13 protein-coding genes and 1 pseudogene are annotated in these 16064 nt (G+C 69.1%); 7 read left to right on the plus strand and 7 right to left on the minus strand.

Going from position 1 to position 16064, the window contains the following annotated elements:
• Positions 1-23 precede the first annotated feature (23 nt).
• On the minus strand, positions 24-1073 hold the full coding sequence (locus ACWCOV_RS40065; protein WP_449834612.1) for an FAD-binding oxidoreductase: 1050 nt from the start codon (positions 1071-1073) through the stop codon (positions 24-26).
• 178 nt (positions 1074-1251) lie between these two features.
• Between ACWCOV_RS40065 and ACWCOV_RS40070 the strand changes: the two genes are divergently transcribed.
• Together ACWCOV_RS40070 and ACWCOV_RS40075 are read left to right on the plus strand one after the other, a co-directional pair.
• Positions 1252-2463 carry a DUF2786 domain-containing protein gene (locus ACWCOV_RS40070; protein WP_449834613.1) on the plus strand — a complete coding sequence of 404 codons (1212 nt, stop codon included), beginning with the start codon at positions 1252-1254 and terminating at the stop codon, positions 2461-2463.
• Complete coding sequence (locus tag ACWCOV_RS40075) at positions 2460-2978, plus strand: dTDP-4-dehydrorhamnose 3,5-epimerase family protein (protein WP_449834614.1); 519 nt, start codon at positions 2460-2462, stop codon at positions 2976-2978. Before ACWCOV_RS40070 ends, ACWCOV_RS40075 begins: the two co-directional genes overlap by 4 nt.
• Here ACWCOV_RS40075 and ACWCOV_RS40080 read toward each other — a convergent pair.
• The gene (locus tag ACWCOV_RS40080; RefSeq protein WP_449834615.1) at positions 2959-3537 is read right to left on the minus strand and encodes a TetR/AcrR family transcriptional regulator; all 579 of its coding nucleotides are present in this window, start codon (positions 3535-3537) and stop codon (positions 2959-2961) included. The two genes, ACWCOV_RS40075 and ACWCOV_RS40080, sit on opposite strands and share 20 nt — an antisense overlap.
• A 147-nt stretch (positions 3538-3684) precedes the next feature.
• On the opposite strand from ACWCOV_RS40080, the gene ACWCOV_RS40085 reads away from it, so the two are divergent.
• The gene (locus ACWCOV_RS40085) at positions 3685-5160 is read left to right on the plus strand and encodes an MFS transporter (protein ID WP_449834616.1); all 1476 of its coding nucleotides are present in this window, start codon (positions 3685-3687) and stop codon (positions 5158-5160) included.
• Positions 5161-5205: 45 nt separating this feature from the next.
• Here the strand turns inward: ACWCOV_RS40085 and ACWCOV_RS40090 are convergent, their stop codons facing one another.
• From ACWCOV_RS40090 to ACWCOV_RS40105, 4 genes are all read right to left on the minus strand, one after another.
• Positions 5206-6174, minus strand: coding sequence for a GNAT family N-acetyltransferase (locus tag ACWCOV_RS40090; protein ID WP_449834617.1), 969 nt, complete (start codon positions 6172-6174; stop codon positions 5206-5208).
• Between the two features lie 41 nt (positions 6175-6215).
• Entirely contained in the window at positions 6216-7244 is a 1029-nt protein-coding gene (locus ACWCOV_RS40095) for an alpha/beta hydrolase (protein WP_449834618.1), read from the minus strand.
• Between the two features lie 18 nt (positions 7245-7262).
• Complete coding sequence (argS, locus tag ACWCOV_RS40100; protein ID WP_449834623.1) at positions 7263-8945, minus strand: arginine--tRNA ligase; 1683 nt, start codon at positions 8943-8945, stop codon at positions 7263-7265.
• A gap of 137 nt (positions 8946-9082) precedes the next feature.
• Entirely contained in the window at positions 9083-11299 is a 2217-nt protein-coding gene (locus ACWCOV_RS40105; RefSeq protein ID WP_449834619.1) for a bifunctional glycosyltransferase/CDP-glycerol:glycerophosphate glycerophosphotransferase, read from the minus strand.
• A 24-nt stretch (positions 11300-11323) separates the two neighbouring features.
• Here ACWCOV_RS40105 and ACWCOV_RS40110 point away from each other — a divergent pair, with 24 nt between their 5' ends.
• The gene (locus ACWCOV_RS40110) at positions 11324-12097 is read left to right on the plus strand and encodes a cell filamentation protein Fic (RefSeq protein ID WP_449834620.1); all 774 of its coding nucleotides are present in this window, start codon (positions 11324-11326) and stop codon (positions 12095-12097) included.
• Positions 12098-12410: 313 nt separating this feature from the next.
• Here the strand turns inward: ACWCOV_RS40110 and ACWCOV_RS40115 are convergent, their stop codons facing one another.
• Positions 12411-13235, minus strand: coding sequence for an HAD family hydrolase (locus ACWCOV_RS40115; RefSeq protein ID WP_449834621.1), 825 nt, complete (start codon positions 13233-13235; stop codon positions 12411-12413).
• Positions 13236-13640: 405 nt separating this feature from the next.
• Here ACWCOV_RS40115 and ACWCOV_RS40120 point away from each other — a divergent pair, with 405 nt between their 5' ends.
• From ACWCOV_RS40120 to ACWCOV_RS40130, 3 genes and pseudogenes are all read left to right on the plus strand, one after another.
• Complete coding sequence (locus tag ACWCOV_RS40120) at positions 13641-15110, plus strand: chitinase (RefSeq protein WP_449834622.1); 1470 nt, start codon at positions 13641-13643, stop codon at positions 15108-15110.
• A gap of 1 nt (position 15111) precedes the next feature.
• A pseudogene (locus tag ACWCOV_RS40125) lies at positions 15112-15330 on the plus strand (helix-turn-helix domain-containing protein); the annotation flags it as partial.
• Positions 15331-15333: 3 nt separating this feature from the next.
• On the plus strand, positions 15334-16014 hold the full coding sequence (locus ACWCOV_RS40130; protein WP_449834624.1) for a LuxR C-terminal-related transcriptional regulator: 681 nt from the start codon (positions 15334-15336) through the stop codon (positions 16012-16014).
• The last annotated feature ends 50 nt before the right edge of the window (positions 16015-16064 follow it).

The following is a 16064-nucleotide window of genomic DNA, read 5'->3' on the forward strand; positions in this document are numbered from 1 at the left end:
CGCCGTCGGCGCCAGTCCAGGCATCAGGCACCTTGACGCCGACCTGCGAACTCGGTGATGACCTCGATGGCGCCGTCGGTCAGGTCCTCGAGGTAGGTGCCCTTCTCGTAGCAGTAGTGGCCCCAGTCGTTCGCCTCGTCCAGCGACTGCTGCAGCGCGACGTACGGCATCGGCGACGCGAACTCGAACAGCGGCGGCAGCGTGCTGCGGATCCGCTCCAGCACCGCCGCGTGCTCGTCCGGCGTGCCGAACCCGACCACCACCAGGCCGTAGCCGGGCTGGAAGTGGTGCTGCTCCGGCACGAACGGCGCCGGCGGCGCGTTCAGGCACGCCGGAACGACGGTGAACGTCGGCGGCAGGCTCGGGATCAGCTCCCGGGCCAGCCGGAGCACGTCGGCGCCCTGGTCCAGGCCCCAGAACAGCAGGCCGTAGTTGACCATCGGGCCGGCCTGGTGCAGCCGGAACTCGAACTCAGTCACCACGCCGAAGTTGCCGCCACCACCCCGGACGGCCCAGAACAGATCCGGGTTCTCGTCGTCGGCGGCGCGCAGGATGCTGCCGTCCGCGGTGACGATCCGGACCGACACCAGGTTGTCGATGCTGAGCCCGTGCTGCCGGCTCAGCCAGCCCATCCCGCCGCCGAGCGTGAGCCCGCCGACCCCGGTGTGGCTGATCATCCCGGCCGGTACGGCGAGACCGTGCGGCTGGGTCGCCGCGTCGAGGTCACGCAGCAGCGCGCCGCCGCCGACCCGGGCCCGGCGGCCCTCCACGTCGACCGCGACCTGGTTCATCCCGCTCAGGTCGATCATCAGGCCGTCGTCGACCGACGACGCGCCGGACATGCTGTGCGAGCCGCCGCGAACCGCGATCTCCAGTCCCCGCGCGACCCCGAACCGGACGGCGGCGGCGACGTCCTCGGCGGACCGCACCTGGGCGATCACCGCCGGTCGCCGGTCGTGCTGTGCGTTCCACAGCCGCCGGGCGTCGTCGTACCCGTCCTCGCCAGGTCCGAGCACGGTGCCCGTCAGGGCCGCGCGCAGTTCGTCGAAGCCGGCTTCCGCAAGCTGAGTCATTGATTTCCCTCCCCGATTGGTGCTGCTGTCAGGCCAGGCGCCTGCCTCCCGTGTGACAGCGGCCGTTTGGCAGATCTTCGCGCGCTGTCTTCAGACAGGCTTAAGAAAGGGCCGGTTTTCCACAAGGGCTCCGGATCGCGTTTGGGTGACAACTTCGTTGAGTGTCAGACTCGGCCGCGTGAGTGATGAGGAAATCCTTCGGATGTTGCCGGTCGCGGCATCGATCGTTGCCGTGCGCGACGATCGGGCCGACCAGCAGCTGGCCCGCCTGGGGGCGTACGACGAGCGCGACCAGGCGCAGGTGGACCGTTGCCTGCAAGGGTTTCTGATCGGTCTGCTCCGGGCCACCTGGCAGCGCGGCTGGGCCCCGGCCGACGTCGTCCAGCACGGCCGGCGCGAGCTGGACCCGGGGATCGAGCCGTTGCTGCTGGCAGCGATCGCCGCGGAGCACCAGGACTACCGCGCCACCACGATCGACCCGCGCTGGCTCGACCAGTTGACGGACTTGGGAGTCTCGCAACCCTTCACCGAGCTCAGCCTCACCGCCTGGGCCGCCGCGGCGCGAGTCGGCCGCTACCTGACCCTCCACCACGCCCTGTCCCTCGCCGGCTTCCTCCAATCCCTTCCGATCCTGGCCCGTCTCTATCCCCTGCCAGGTACGGCGAACCAGACCGCCAAGCCCGTCGTCCCGGCAAATGGGAAGGTGCTGGCGCGGATCCGGGGACTGCTCGCGAAGGCCGAGGCGACCGAGTTCCCCGACGAGGCGGAAGCGCTGTCCGGCAAAGCGCAGGAGCTGATGGCGAAGTTCTCCCTGGACCGGGCCCTGGTCGAGGCCGACCCGGCGGTGGAGATTCCCGACGACTCGGCCGGCCGCCGGATCTGGGTCGACACGCCGTACGTGTCGGCCAAGGCGCAGCTGGTCGGGGCGGTCGCCGCGGCGAACCGGTGCCGGACGGTCGTGATCGACGACCTGGCCGTGGTCACCATCGTCGGCGCCGAGCTGGACCTGCAGCTCACCGAGATTCTCAGCACCTCCCTGCTGGTGCAGGCGAACCGCGCGATGCTTGCCGCAGGCAAACACATTGGCCGGCGCGGAGAGTCCCGGACCAGGTCGTTCCGGCAGTCGTTCCTGATGGCCTACGCGCAGCGGATCGGGGAGCGGTTGCAGGCGACCACGGCCGCGACGCAGGCCGCCGTACCGGAGGAGGATGCGGGCCGGCTGCTGCCGGTGCTGACCAAACGGGAGGAGCAGGTGGACGCGTTGTTCACCAAGCTGTTCCCGAGGACCACGACCCGGCGGACCAGGATCACCAACGGCGCCGGCTGGGACGCGGGACTGACCGCCGCCGACCAGGCGCAGCTCGAAGCCCGCCGGCAGGTGCGCCGATGACGATCCCTGGCGTGCTGCGGATCGAGTTGAATGTCCAGCCGAACGACGACGGCTGGTTCAAGGAGAGCTTCCACGCCGGCAAGCTGGAAGCCGCCGGAGTCCCACGTTTCGAGGTCCGGCAGCACAACGTGCTCTACCTGGCCGAGCCGGGTGTCACCCGCGGAATTCACGCCGAGCCCTGGGACAAGTACCTGTCGCCCTCGGCGGGCCGGGTGTTCGCGGCGATCGTCGACCTGCGTGACGGTGAGGCCTTCGGCCGGCTGGAGACGTTCGAGCTCGGCGCCGGGCAGGCGCTCTACGTGCCGCGCGGCGTCGGCAACTCCTTCTGCACGCTGGAGCCGCACACCGTCTACAACTTCCTGGTGAACGAGTACTGGTCGCCGGAGCGCGTCACGGTCGATCTGTTCGATCCGGAGCTCGCGATCGACTGGCCGTTCCCGCGGGAGCGGCTCAGCTACACCGAGCGTGACGCCGCGAACCCGTCACTGGCCGAGGTCAGGCGGAGGCGGGCCTGAGGCCGCACAGGACGATGTCCAGCAGCCGGTTGGCCTGCTCGGGCTCCATGTCTCGGCCCATGTTGATCCCGCCGACCAGCCGCATGATGTCCATCAGCTCGAGCTCCGGCCGGACCTCGCCGGCCGCCTTCGCCTTGTCCAGCAGGAGCTGCCCGGCTTCCTGGACGTTCACCTTGCAGGACTGGAAGAACGGCGAGTCCTTGCCCAGAGCAACTGTCAGCTCACTGGCCAGGGACTTCTTGGACAGGCCGTACCCGACGAAGCTGCGCAGCCAGGCAGCCAGCGCCTCGAACGGCTCGAGCTGCTTGTCGAAGTCGTACGCCCGGTCGCAGACGGACTGGATCTCGTCGATGTAGACCGCCTCGAGCAGCGCGACCCGGTTCGGGAACCGGCGGTAGAGCGTGCCGATGCCGACGCCGGCCCGGCGGGCGATCTCCTCGAGCGAGGTGTCGGTGCCGTGCTCGGCGAACGCCTCCCGGGCGGCGGTGACCAGCAGGTCGTAGTTCCGCGCCGCGTCGGCGCGGGTCGGCCGCGTCGACGGCAACGGTGTCGGCGCCATCCGGCCTCCTCACTGTCCGTAGCGGGGGATCCGCGCAAAGTTCACCGAGAATATCGCTTGCTAAAGCGGAGGCAGCCTCCGTATTGTATCCGGAGGAGCGCTCCGCTTTTCTCTCTCAACTGTAACCCCTCCGGGGTAAGGAGCAATATGTCGGCAACAACCTCAGGTCCCGCCGCTGCCGGCTCGCCCGCGCGGCGGCCGGGGGTCGTCCTCGCGGTCATCCTGATCACCCAGCTGATGGTCATCCTCGACGGCACCGTGGTGAACATCGCGATGCCGAAGATCCAGCACGCCCTCGACTTCAGCCCGTCCAGCCTGTCCTGGGTGCAGAACGCCTACGCCCTCGCGTTCGGCGGTCTGCTCCTGCTCGGCGCCCGCGCCGGCGACCTGCTCGGCCGCCGCCGCGTGTTCGTCACCGGCGTGAGTGTCTTCACCCTCGCCTCCCTGCTCGGCGGTCTCGCCCCGAACGCCGAGCTCCTGCTCGCCGCCCGTGTCCTGCAGGGCATCGGCGGCGCCATCGCGGCCCCGGCCGCGCTGACCCTGCTCATGCTCACCTACCGCGAAGGTCCGGAGCGGATGAAGGCGCTCGGCTACTACAGCCTGGTGTCGTCCGGTGGCGGCAGTGTCGGCCTGGTGCTCGGGGGCATGCTGACGGACTGGGTGTCCTGGCGGTGGGGTCTGTTCATCAACGTGCCGATCGGTATCGGGCTCGTCATCGCGGCCCGGCAGGTGCTGACCGAGACCGAGCCGGAGACCGGCCGGTTCGACGTGGCCGGCGCGCTCACCTCGACGCTCGGCATCACCTCGCTGGTCTACGGCTTCATTCGGGTCGCCGAGGTCGGCTGGACGTCGGCCGAGGTGCTGGCCGCGTTCACGGTCGGTGTGGTGCTGCTGGTCGCGTTCGTGCTGATCGAGCGCCGGGTCAGCCACCCGATCGTCCCGCTGCGGCTGTTCCGGTCGGCTGACCGCTCGGCGTCGTACCTGACCATGCTGCTGGTGGTCGGCACGATGTTCGGGATGTTCTTCTTCCTCACGCAGTACCTGCAGGGGGTGCTCGAGCTCAGCCCGCTGGCGGCCGGTCTCGCGTTCCTGCCGCTGACCGGTCTGCTGTTCGCCTCGTCGCGGATCGTGCCGAAGCTGGTCGCCCGGATCGACGGCGGCAAGCTGATGCTGTCCGGGTCGGTGCTGGTCACTCTGGGCACGGTGTGGCTGACCCAGCTCGACGCTCGTAGCACCTACCTGGCCGACGTGGTCGGGCCGATGCTGCTGTTCGGTCTGGGCGCCGGGATGATCTTCATCCCGCTCGTCGGCCGGGCCATCTCGGGCGTCGCGCCGGAGGACTCGGGGGCCGCGTCCGGCATGCTGAACGTGGTCCAGCAGGTCGGCGGCGCGCTCGGCCTCGGCATCCTGGTCACCATCTTCGGTACGGCGAGCCGCAACTCGACGTCGGCCGCACCGCGCGAGGTGCTGACCGACGGCGTGCACGCAGCCTTCGTCGGCTCGTTGGTCTACGCCGCGCTGAGCCTGACGGTGATCATCCTCAGCGTCCGCCCGTGGACCTGGTTCCGGCGCGGACCGGTCGATCGCGCGCCCGAGCCGGTGCTGGCCGACTCGCACCTCTGAGCATCCAGGGGGTACGCCGGTCATCGGCGTACCCCCTGGTGTCGCTCACAGCGGCAGGCCGTAGCTGATCCACCTGGAGGACACCGAGTAGCCGAGCCGCTCGTACAGGCCCAAGGCACCGGTCGGGTTGTTCGCGTCCACGCCGAGGCCGGACCGCTGGTAGCCGGCCTTGGCCGCCTCGGTCAGCACCTTCGCCAGCGTCGCGCCGGCCAGACCGCGGCCGCGGTACGCCTTCACCGTCCCGACCTGGCCGATGTACAGCTCCCGGATCCCGGTCGCCTCCGTGTCGGCCTCGTACTCGTACCCGAGCACGTAGGCGGCGATCGCCTCCCCGTCCAGGACGACGTACGACGACTCGCCGCGGAACGCCCGGGCGCCGGTGAACCAGGTCTTCCAGCTGTCCGCGTCCCGCGGGGTCGAGCCCCAGTGGTCCGCGAACACGTCGTTGTGAACCACCCGCAGCGCCTCGTTCATCGCCAGGTCGAACGGGACGATCCGCAGCCCGTCCGCGAGCGCGACCTCCGGCACCGGCTGGTCCAGCGGGCGCTTCATGTCGAAGAAGTACCGGCGCTCCTCGAACCCGAACTTCTGGAACAGCCGCTCCGCGCCGACGTTCGTGCTGACCCGGTTGCCGGTCACCTCACCCGGCGCGTCCGGGTGCCTGGCCACGTGCAGCTCGCCGGCCCGCTTGATCAGCCACGGCATCAGCGCCGAGCCGATGCCGCGTCGGCGCCCTTCCGGATGGACCGTCCCCTCGGTGCTGACCCGGTCGATCTCGCCCAGTCCCTCGGGCGCGTGCAGCTTGCCGTACCCGACCATCCGGCCGTCGGCCCACAGGCCGATGGTGTCCAGCGCCGGATCCAGGTGCGGGTCCTCCAGCTCGTCGATCAGGTCCTGGGCGTCGTAGTTCTCCCCCTCCTGGTCGACCTTCTCCTTGGCGGCCAGCAACTCCGCCCACGCGTCCGCGTCACCCTTGTCGATCGGGCGCGCCTCGATCCCCTCCGGCCAGCTCATGGGTCGAAGGTACGGCGTGCCGCGCGATCCGGGCACCCGAATTACCGCAGCCGTTCGGCCAGCCACCCGATCGCGAGCGGGTAGCGGAACTCGATCCCGCCGTGGGTGCCCTCGAACAGCTCGAAGTGCAGCCGATCGTCCGGTAAACCTGCCTTTCCGGCTGCCCGATGGAACGCGGTCGCGCCGAGGTCGAGGTAGAACTCGTCCTGCCGCCCCGCGTCGATCCACACCGCCCGCAGTGAGCGCAGCGCGTCGGCGTACTGCGGTTCGCGGACCATCTCGACTGGGTCGCGGGACAGCCAGCGGGCCCAGACCTCCGGGATCAGCACGCCGAGCTCGTCGAACGGCAGCAGCACCGTGCCGTCCGGCTCGGCGGAGTACGCCGACGCGTAGCCGTACATCTCCATCAGGTGCAGGTCCTCGTCCGTGGTCCGCCCGGTCCGGGTCGCCACGGACTCGAAGAACTTGTCGTAGCTGCCGTCGTACTTGTCCCGCAGCGTCCGTGCGCGCTCGGGGAACTCGGGCCGATAGCACAGATCGAACGCTGCGTCGCCGGCGTGTGTGGCGAGGGCGCCGAAGACGTCCGGCCGCAGCAGGGGCGTCACCATGGCCACGTAGCCGCCGCTGGACTTGCCGGTGATCGCCCGGTGGTCGCGGTCGGCGATGGTCCGGTACGTCGCGTCGACCCAGGGGACGATCTCCTCGCACAGGTACGAGTGGTACTGCCCGGTGCCGGGGGAGTCGAGGCACTGACTGCCGCCGTACCTCGTCCAGGTGTCCACGAACACGACGATCGCCGGTGGCACGTCCCCGGTCGCGAACAGCGCGTCGACCAACTCCGGCCAGGCCTGCCGGAACGCCGTCCGGTTGAACAACATCCCGAGATGACCGGTGTACCCCATCGTCACGTAGATCGACGGGTAGCGCCGGTCGGAGTCGTCGTACCCCGGCGGCAGGTAGACGAGCACCGGCCGCTCATGCGGGTCACCCAGCGGGTTCCCACGCAGCAACTCGCTGGTGTACGTCGTCTGCTCGAACCGGCCGGCCAGATCCGCGGACCACGGCAGCATGGGCAACCTCCTGAAGAGTCACATGGCATCCGGGGCCGCTATGCCGAGCAGGCCCAGTCCATCGTGCAACACCTTCCGGGTCGCCGCGCAGAGCGCGATGCGGCTGGCCCTGGTCTCGCCTTCGCTGGTCAGCACCGGGCACAGCTCGTAGAACGCCGACAGTGCGGTCGCGACGTCGTACAGATAGGTACACAGCCGATGCGGCTGGAGCGTCTCTGCCACCTGTACGACGACGTCCGCAAAGCCGGTCAGCAGCAGGGCAAGCCGCTTCTCGGCCGGGTCCTTGAGTTCGGTGACCTGGTCGTGGCTCGCGCCGGCCTTGGACAGCAGTCTGGTCAACCGGGCGTGCGCGTACTGCAGGTACGGGCCGGTGTTGCCGGTCATCGCGACCATCCGGTCCAGGTCGAACACGTAGTCGTTGCCCCGATCGCTGGACAGGTCGGCGTACTTGACCGCTCCGATCCCGACCGCCTTCGCCGTGGCCTGCCGGTCGATGCCCTCCCGGCCTTCGAGCAGAGACTCCGCCCGCGCGACCGCTTCGTCGAGCAGCGTGGTCAGCTTGACCGTGCCGCCGGCTCTGGTCTTGAACGGTCTCCCGTTCGGGCCGAGCACGGTTCCGAAGCCGACATGCTCCGCAGTCGTTGTCGGCGGCAACCAGTCCGCGGTCCGGGCGAGCGTGAAGATCTGCTCGAAGTGCAGGGCCTGCCGGTGGTCGACGACGTACACGATCCGATCGGCGTGCAGGGTCGACACCCGGTGCCGGACGGCGGCCAGGTCGGTCGCGCTGTACCCGAACCCGCCGTCGGACTTCCGCACGATCACCGGCAGCGGCTGTCCGTCCCGGCCCTTGAATCCCGGCAGGAACGCGCACAGCGCACCGTCGGACTCGGTCAGCAGGCCCTTCTCCAGCAGCTCGTCGACGATCCGTGGCAGGTCGTCGTTGTAGGCACTCTCACCGACGACGTCGGCCCGAGTCAGCTCGGAGCCGAGCAGTGCGTAGACCTGGTCGAAGTCGTCCAGCGAGACGTCGACCATCCGCCGCCAGATCGCCCGCGTCTCCGGATCGCCGGACTGCAGCAGGACGACCCGGGCCCGGGACAGGTCCGCGAAGGCGCCGTCGGCATCGAAGTGCTTCCGGCTCCGCTCGTAGAGCAGCTGCAAACCCTCCAGATCAAGGGTTTCCGCGGCGAGGTCCTCGCTGAGCAGCTGCTCGATCATCATGCCGTACTGCGTGCCCCAGTCGCCGACGTGGTTCTGCCGGACCAGGTCGTAGCCGACGTACTCCAGGACGTTGCAGAGCGCGTCGCCGATCACGGTCGACCGGAGGTGGCCGACGTGCATCTGCTTGGCGACGTTCGGCTGCGAGTAGTCGACGACCACCCGCTGGTTTCTACGAGTGAAGGCTTGCGGCTCGTTGACCGCGGCGGCGAGCGTGGACTGCGTGAGCGTCAGGTTGATGAAGCCCGGCCCTGCGATGGAAGGCTTTTCGCACAGGTCGGCGACGTCGAGCGCCTCGACCAGTCGTGCGGCGACCTCCCGCGGCGGCCGGCCGAGGGCGTTGCCGAGCCGGAGCGCGAGGTTGCTCTGGTAGTGGCCGAACTCGGGCTTGGTCGCCGACCGCAGCTCAGGGTCGAGGTCGCCGTACGACGAGCCGAAGGCAGCCGCGGCGGCGGTGGACAGTCTGGTGGCCAGGACAGGCAGAACAGCGGACATCACAGGTCCTTTGGAGTAGACGCACTGGAACGACGGATGAGGTGTTCAGACAGTGCGTCGTCGTCGCAGGCTGGAGCGCAGGCGCAGGGCGCTCGCGAGCTCCAGGCTGATCGACATGTCAGCCATTATGCACGAAAGTGCGCCGAGGGTGCCGGGGTGCGCTCCGCGAGCGGCGTGATCGGCGGCACGTCGGTCTGGCCGAGGAACACCCGCCGTACGACGCGCTCGGCCGCGCGGCCGTCGTCGAACTCGCAGAACTTCTCCCGGTACAGATGCCGGTGCTTGGCCGCCTCCGGTGATGCGAACGCACCGGACTGCAGGCTGGTCAGCAGCTCCTCGGGCGACCGCGCGACCAGCCCGGGCGGGAACTCGGTGATGTCGAAGTAGGTGCCCCGGCGGCCGTCGTAGAAGTTCTTGTCCTCGACCAGCAGCACGATCGGCCGGTCCAGGTTCGCGTAGTCGAAGGTGATGGAGGAGTAGTCCGAGATCAGCACGTCGGCGGCCAGCATCAGGTCCTCGACGCGCGGATGCCGGGACACGTCGATCACCTTGCCCGAGTGCACCTCGGGCGCGGCCGACAGCGAGTAGTGCGTCCGCACCAGCACCCGGCCGTGCTCGCCGACGGACGAGGCCAGCCGGTCCAGGTCGAGGTGGATGCCGGTCCCACCGAGGTCGACCAGGCCGGTCGGCAGCCGCACCGAGTCGACTCCGTCGCGGAACGTCGGCGCGTACAGCACCACGAGGTGCGAGTCGTCGAAGCCGAACCCGGCCCGGATCGCCCGGACCTCGTCCAGGGTCGCGTTGAGCAGCCGGTCGTTCCGCGGGAAGCCGTACTCGAGCTCCTCGAAGTACGCCGGGTAGGTGCGCTCCCAGATCTCCGACGAGTACCGGTTCGAGGAGATGTTGAAGTCCCAGCGGTCGGTCTGCCGCATCAGCTCGTCGAGGTCGAGGTCCTTGCCGGCCAGCGGGTAGTGCCGCAGGTCGGTCCCCATCGTCTTCAGCGGCGTCCCGTGCTGGGTCTGCAGGTGGATCTGCCCCTCCCGCTTCTCCAACTCCTTCGGCCAGTTCATGTTGCTGATGAAGTACGTCGCCGTGTCGAGCAGCTTCTGGTACGCCGGCGAGCCCGCGACGACGTACTCGACACCCTCCGGGACGACGTGCAGGTAGTCGGCGTCGACCACCCAGACGCCGCGTAGCTGCGGCGCCAGCTCGGCCGCCTTCTCGTAGATCGCCCGCGGGTTGCAGGCGTACTGCTTGAACCAGTAGGAGCAGTACGCGGCCAGGTTCGGGTCGAGCTTGCCGCGGTGCCGGAGCTTGCCGACGGTCTTGCGCGGGCTCGGGACGTGCAGCACCTTGGCGCTCAGCTTGAGCGTGGAGTAGGTCGCGTAGTCGTCGTGGATGAGCAGCCACCGCTTGAACCCGCGACGGGTGCGTTCGGTGCTGTAGCCCTCCGGCTTCCAGCGCTTGGCGAAGGCGTGCGCCGCGTGGAAGAAGTCGGCCCGGTCGTCCGGGGCGACGCGCTCCGGCTTCGCGAGGACGGCGAGGATGTGGTCCAGCGACCGGTCGAACGCGAACCGCCGCCAGCCGGCCAGGTCGGGGTCGGACTGGATGAACGCGTGCACGCGGTCGTACTGGTCGAAGATGTCCCACTGCCGGCGACCGCCGGTGGCGTGGATGTTGCCGCCGGTCCGGTGCTGCCGGTAGTGCACGACCACCCGGTCCAGCGTGGCGATCCGCTCGGCGGTCAGCATCGTCGAGTAGGTCCAGGGCGCGTCCTCGTAGAACCCGGCCGTGAACGCGAACCCGTGCCGGGTCAGGAAGTCCCGCCGGCAGGCCTTGTTCCAGACCACCTCGAGGAAGGTCAGGAAGATCGGCCGCTCGGCCGCGGTGAACACCCCGGCGCCGTGCCCGGCGAAGGCGTCGTGCCGCTGGTTGCGGACCACCCGGCCGTCCCAGAAGACCCGCTCGTAGTCGAACAGCAGGATGTCCGGCCGGTCGGTCGCGTCGATCCTGGTCGCGATCGCCTCCAGCGAGCCCGGCAGGTACAGGTCGTCGGCGTCCAGGAACAGCACGTAGTCCCCGCGGCACTCCTTCAGCCCCGCGTTCCGGGCCAGGCCCAAACCGACGTTCTCGTCCAGGTGCAGCACCCGGACCCGCGGATCGGCCGCGGCGTACTCGTCCAGGATCCGGCCGGAGCCGTCCAGGTCGGCATCATCCACCCCGATGATCTCGAAATCGGTGAACGACTGACCGAGCACCGAGTCCAGGCACGACCGCAACCACGCCCGGGAGGCGTGACAGGGGACCACGATGCTGAACTTGGGGACGGTGCCGAGCGCCATGCCACGTCATCCTAGGGTGCAGTCATGAGTACAGATGTGTTCGAGCCACTGGCCGGTCTCGAGGGGGTCGGCTCGGCGGCGCGGGCGGCCCGCGACGCGGTCGACGTACTGCTGAGGGACCGTGGTCTGCGCAAGGTCGGCTCGGACGTCACCGCCGAAGCGCTGCTGCGCGGCGCGTACGCCTCCGCCGCCCTGGCCGGCAGCCCGGCGACCCTCGACGAGGTACGGCGCGGAGCCGCCGACGGACTCGCCACCGGCGCGGTCCGGATCACCGGAGAGCTGATGCGGCTCGCACCCCAGGTGGACACCGCCCCGGTGCAGGTCTGGACCAGACTGCACCAGTTGGCCGCGGCCGATCTGGGCCCGGAAGACCAGTTGGGTCATCTGCGGACCAGTCGCGAGCCGCTGCCGGACGACATCCCGGGCCTGCCGCCGGCCCCGGGCGCCGACGAGATGTGGGAGCGGCTGAGCGCCCTGGCCCGGAACCTGACCCGCCCGACCAAGGCGCCCGGTCTGGTGGTCGCGGCGGTCGTGCATGCCGAGCTCGCCATCCTGCGCCCCTTCCCGACCGCCAACGGACTGGTTGCCCGGGCGGCCGAACGTTGCCTGTTGGTTGCCCGAGGCATCGATCCCGTCGCGGTCACGGTGCCCGAGGCCGGTCACTATGAGTTGGCAGGCACCTATCCATCGAGCCTCGGCGACTACGCAGCGCGAGGGCTGCCCGGAGTTCGTGACTGGTTGCTGCGGTCCTGTGAAGTGGTGTCACTCGGTGCCGAGCGCTCGCCGCTGGCGGGCTGACCCCGGACGTGCGAACGGCGTTCTCTGATGAGAACGCCGTCGCTGGCACGTCATCCTGGTTACCATGCGTGCACCTGTCTGCCGCCACAGGACTTGGCCTGGGTCGCGCTGCCCGGTTGGGATGGGCTGGTCGCCGCGTGGGTGCCTGGATTCCGTGCAATCTCTACCGGACCCGAAGGTCCTTTGTGCTTCCTTTGTACTCCTGAAAACCCTTTCTGTGAAGGGCTTACGTGACCTTCATGGAGTTGAGAACAATGAAGCGTCCTTCAGCTTCCGGTCCCGGCTTTTCGGTCGGCACGGCTCGGCTTTTCGGTCAGTTCGCGGGCCGCCGGGTGCGGCGGCGGGCGGCCAGGAAGAACGCCCAGGCAGCCAGTCCGGCGACCGCCGCGGTGGCCAGGGCGGGTCGCCGTACGTCCCGGAAACGGTTCCGCTCGGCGAGCCCGACCGGCTCGTTGAAGTCCAGCACCGGCCAGCCGCGGGCGACCGCGAGCCGGCGCAAACCCTTGTCCGGGTTGACCGCGAAGGGATGACCGACCGCAGCCAGCATCGGCTCGTCGGTGACGGAGTCGGAGTACGCGTAGCAGCCGGCCAGGTCGTAGCCCTCGGCCTCGGCCAGCGCCAGGATCGCGGTCGCCTTGTGCGGGCCGTACGCGTAGTGCTCGATCTCGCCGGTGTATTTGCCGTCGGCAACTACCATGCGGGTCGCGATCACCTTGTCGGCGCCCAGCATCGCGCCGATCGGCTCGACCACCTCGGCCCCGGACGACGACACGATCACCACGTCCCGGCCGGCCGCGTGGTGCTGGTCGATGAGCTCGACCGCCTCCTCGTGGATCATCGGCGTGACGATGTGGTGCAGGGTGTCGGCGACGATCGCCTTCACCGTCTGCACGTCCCAGCCGGTGCACATCGCGGACAGGTACTCCCGCATCCGCTCCATCTGGTCGTGGTCCGCGCCGCCGAGCAGGTACACGAACTGGGCGTAGGCGCTGCGCAGTACGGTCCGGCGGTTGATCAGTCCGCCGGCGTAGAACGGCCGGGAGAAGGCCAGTGTGCTGGATCGGGCGATTATGGTCTTGTCCAGATCGAAGAAGGCGGCCGTTCGGCCCGTCCCGGGGTGCGCCATGGGGTCGAGCATAGGCATCGGGGAGAAACGCCGAGGGACCCGGGCTTTTGTGTGGGCCGGTCTCCCGTTAGACTGTTTGGCAGTGTGACAGTGACACTGGCCGGAAACGCCTGATCGGGCGGTTCCAGCGCCTGGGTGACACCGTCTCAGTTGCAACCGAACTGAGATGTGTGGAGTCCGGTCTTGGGGGGTACATACCTCCTGACAGTGGCAGACTGTCGCCTCCTGATCGGCCCCCGGCTCCTCCCCCCGAGCCCGTGGCCGAAGACGGCCCCCGGTCACCCCCCCGCCGGGGGCCGTCGCCTTTCCTCCTCCGGTTCGGTTATGTAAAAGCTTCCTCAGTTTTCTGCCTGTGGGAGCGCTTTCACTTTATGTAGGCTCTTGACAATGTAGTTACGCAGTCACAGTTTGTAAGTCATGAAAACGCGTGCACTCCGCCCCCAGGCCGCGATCATTCCCGCCCTGATCACGCTTCTCGCCGCCCTCACGGGCCTGCTTCTGGTCCCCGCGACCGGATCCGCCGCCACCAACCTGGTCACCAACGGAACCTTCGAGACCGGAGACCTGTCCGGCTGGACCTGTGCTGCCGGCGCCGCCACGACCTCGGCGCGCACCGGCAGCTACGCGCTCCAGGGCAGTCCAACGTCGTCCGACAACGCCCGCTGCAGCCAGTCGATTCCGGTCAAGTCCAGTACGACGTACACCTTGTCTGCGTGGGTCAAGGGCTCGAACGTCTACCTCGGCTTCGAGGGAGGTACGTCGACCTGGAGCACCAGCACCACGTGGAACCAGTTGACGACCACCTTTACCACTGGTGCCTCCACGACCCGGGTGACGATCTACCTGCACGGGTGGTACGGACTGCCGCCGTACCAGGCCGACGACGTCGTGCTGGACGGTCCGGGTGGTACGCCGGACCCGACCACTCCGCCGCCGACCACTCCGCCCACGACTCCGCCTACCACTCCGCCGACCACTCCGCCGCCGTCCAACGGCACGTTGCCCAAGCACGTGCTGACCGGCTACTGGCAGAACTTCAACAACGGTGCGACCGTCCAGCGCATCAGTGACGTCCACGCGGCGTACGACCTCATCGCGGTTGCCTTCGCCGACGCCGTACCGGCGCAGCCGGGCGCCATCACCTTCAACCTGGACTCCGCCGGCCTGGGTGGTTATACGGTCGCACAGTTCAAGGCCGACATCGCCGCCAAGCAGGCGGCCGGGAAACGGGTCATCCTGTCCGTCGGCGGCCAGAACGGCACCATCTCGGTCGGCAGCGCCGAGGCCGCGACCAACTTCGCCAACAGTGCGCTGACAGTGCTGCGCGAGTACGGCTTCGACGGGATCGACATCGACCTGGAGAACGGGGTCAACGCGCAGTACATGGGTCAGGCGCTGCGCAGCCTGCGCAACTCGTTCGGCAGCGGGCTGATCATCGCGATGGCGCCGCAGACGATCGACATGCAGAGCACGTCGTTCGAGTACTTCAAGCTGGCGCTGGCGATCAAGGACATCCTGACCGTGGTCAACGTGCAGTACTACAACTCCGGCTCGATGAACGGCTGCGACGGGCAGGTGTACTCGCAGGGCACGGTTGACTTCATCACCGCCCAGGCCTGCATCATGCTGCAGAACGGGCTCCGGCCGGACCAGGTGGGTCTCGGTCTGCCGGCCTCGTCCCGAGCGGCCGGTAGCGGCTACGTCTCGCCGCAGCTCGTCAACAACGCCCTGGACTGCCTGACCCGGGGCACGAACTGCGGCAACTTCAAGCCGAGCACCACGTGGCCGTCGCTGCGTGGTGCGATGACCTGGTCGACCAACTGGGACGCGCTGAACGGCAACGCGTTCGCCAACCAGGTCGGCGCCCACGTTCACGCATTGCCCTGACATGCACAGTTACCGACCGGCTCCGGTGCTGGAAGCGCTTGGTGTCTGCTCGGAGGACGAGCAGCTCTACCGGGCGCTTCTGGCCCGACCGGAGTCCACGACTGACGCTCTTTCACGTGACACCGGCTGGCCTGCGACGCGCGTCGGCAGGCATCTGCGGTCACTGCTGTCCCTCGGCCTGGCCTCTCGGACGCCAGGTCGGCCTGCTCGCTACGTTCCGGCCGTGCCGGAGGCCGCGGTCGAGCTGCTGGCGCTCCGGAAACAGGCAGCGATCGTCGAGGCCCGGCTGGGTGCCTCGGTGCTCACTGCGGAGTTCCGGGCGCGGCACGGCGCGTTCACGGTGATCCGCGGGTCTGAGGCGATCGCTCAGCGGTTCTACCAGGCGCAGGCGTGTGCTCAGGACGAGGTCCTCGTCCTCAACCGGCCTGCGTACGTCGTCATGCCCGTTCGCGGCGTTTCGTGCCGGGTGATCTACGACATGGCGTCGGTGTCGGAGCCTGCGGAACTGGCGGCTGCCCGGTCGGCGGGTTGCCGGATCCTGCGCGACGTACCGCTCGAGCTGGTTCTGGTGGATCGCCGTACCGGGTTGCTGCCGACCGGTCCGGATGTCGTGGTGGAGGTGGGACCGTCCAGTTTGCTCGACGGGCTGCTGCGGTTGTTCGAGCTGCTGTGGCAGCAGGCGAGCCCGCTGACTCCTTCGGCTTCGGAGGGGCCGCTGAGTGGTGAGGACCAGCAGTTGCTGGCGCTGGCCGCTGCGGGCCTGACGGACCAGGCGATCGCTCGGCGGCTCGGGGTGGCGCAACGGACGGTCGAGCGCCGGATGCAGCGGATCCTCAAGGCGCTGGATGCGACCACCCGCTTCCAGGCCGGCCTCCGCGCCGGTCAGCGCGGCCTGATGGCCTAGTCCGTGTCTGGCAATTCCCCGCCTACTGCGCGGCACTCGGCACGGCGCGG

It is taken from the genome of Kribbella sp. NPDC002412 (genome assembly GCF_053592935.1).

Coding starts and splice junctions, on each gene's coding strand:
- ACWCOV_RS40110 (WP_449834620.1), top strand. CDS start 11,324: ATGAGTACAGATGTGTTCGAGCCACTGGCCGGTCTCGAGGGGGTCGGC.
- ACWCOV_RS40075 (WP_449834614.1), top strand. CDS start 2,460: ATGACGATCCCTGGCGTGCTGCGGATCGAGTTGAATGTCCAGCCGAAC.
- ACWCOV_RS40120 (WP_449834622.1), top strand. CDS start 13,641: ATGAAAACGCGTGCACTCCGCCCCCAGGCCGCGATCATTCCCGCCCTG.
- ACWCOV_RS40115 (WP_449834621.1), bottom strand. CDS start 13,235: ATGCTCGACCCCATGGCGCACCCCGGGACGGGCCGAACGGCCGCCTTC.
- ACWCOV_RS40105 (WP_449834619.1), bottom strand. CDS start 11,299: ATGGCGCTCGGCACCGTCCCCAAGTTCAGCATCGTGGTCCCCTGTCAC.
- ACWCOV_RS40090 (WP_449834617.1), bottom strand. CDS start 6,174: ATGAGCTGGCCGGAGGGGATCGAGGCGCGCCCGATCGACAAGGGTGAC.
- ACWCOV_RS40085 (WP_449834616.1), top strand. CDS start 3,685: ATGTCGGCAACAACCTCAGGTCCCGCCGCTGCCGGCTCGCCCGCGCGG.
- ACWCOV_RS40080 (WP_449834615.1), bottom strand. CDS start 3,537: ATGGCGCCGACACCGTTGCCGTCGACGCGGCCGACCCGCGCCGACGCG.
- ACWCOV_RS40065 (WP_449834612.1), bottom strand. CDS start 1,073: ATGACTCAGCTTGCGGAAGCCGGCTTCGACGAACTGCGCGCGGCCCTG.
- ACWCOV_RS40095 (WP_449834618.1), bottom strand. CDS start 7,244: ATGCTGCCGTGGTCCGCGGATCTGGCCGGCCGGTTCGAGCAGACGACG.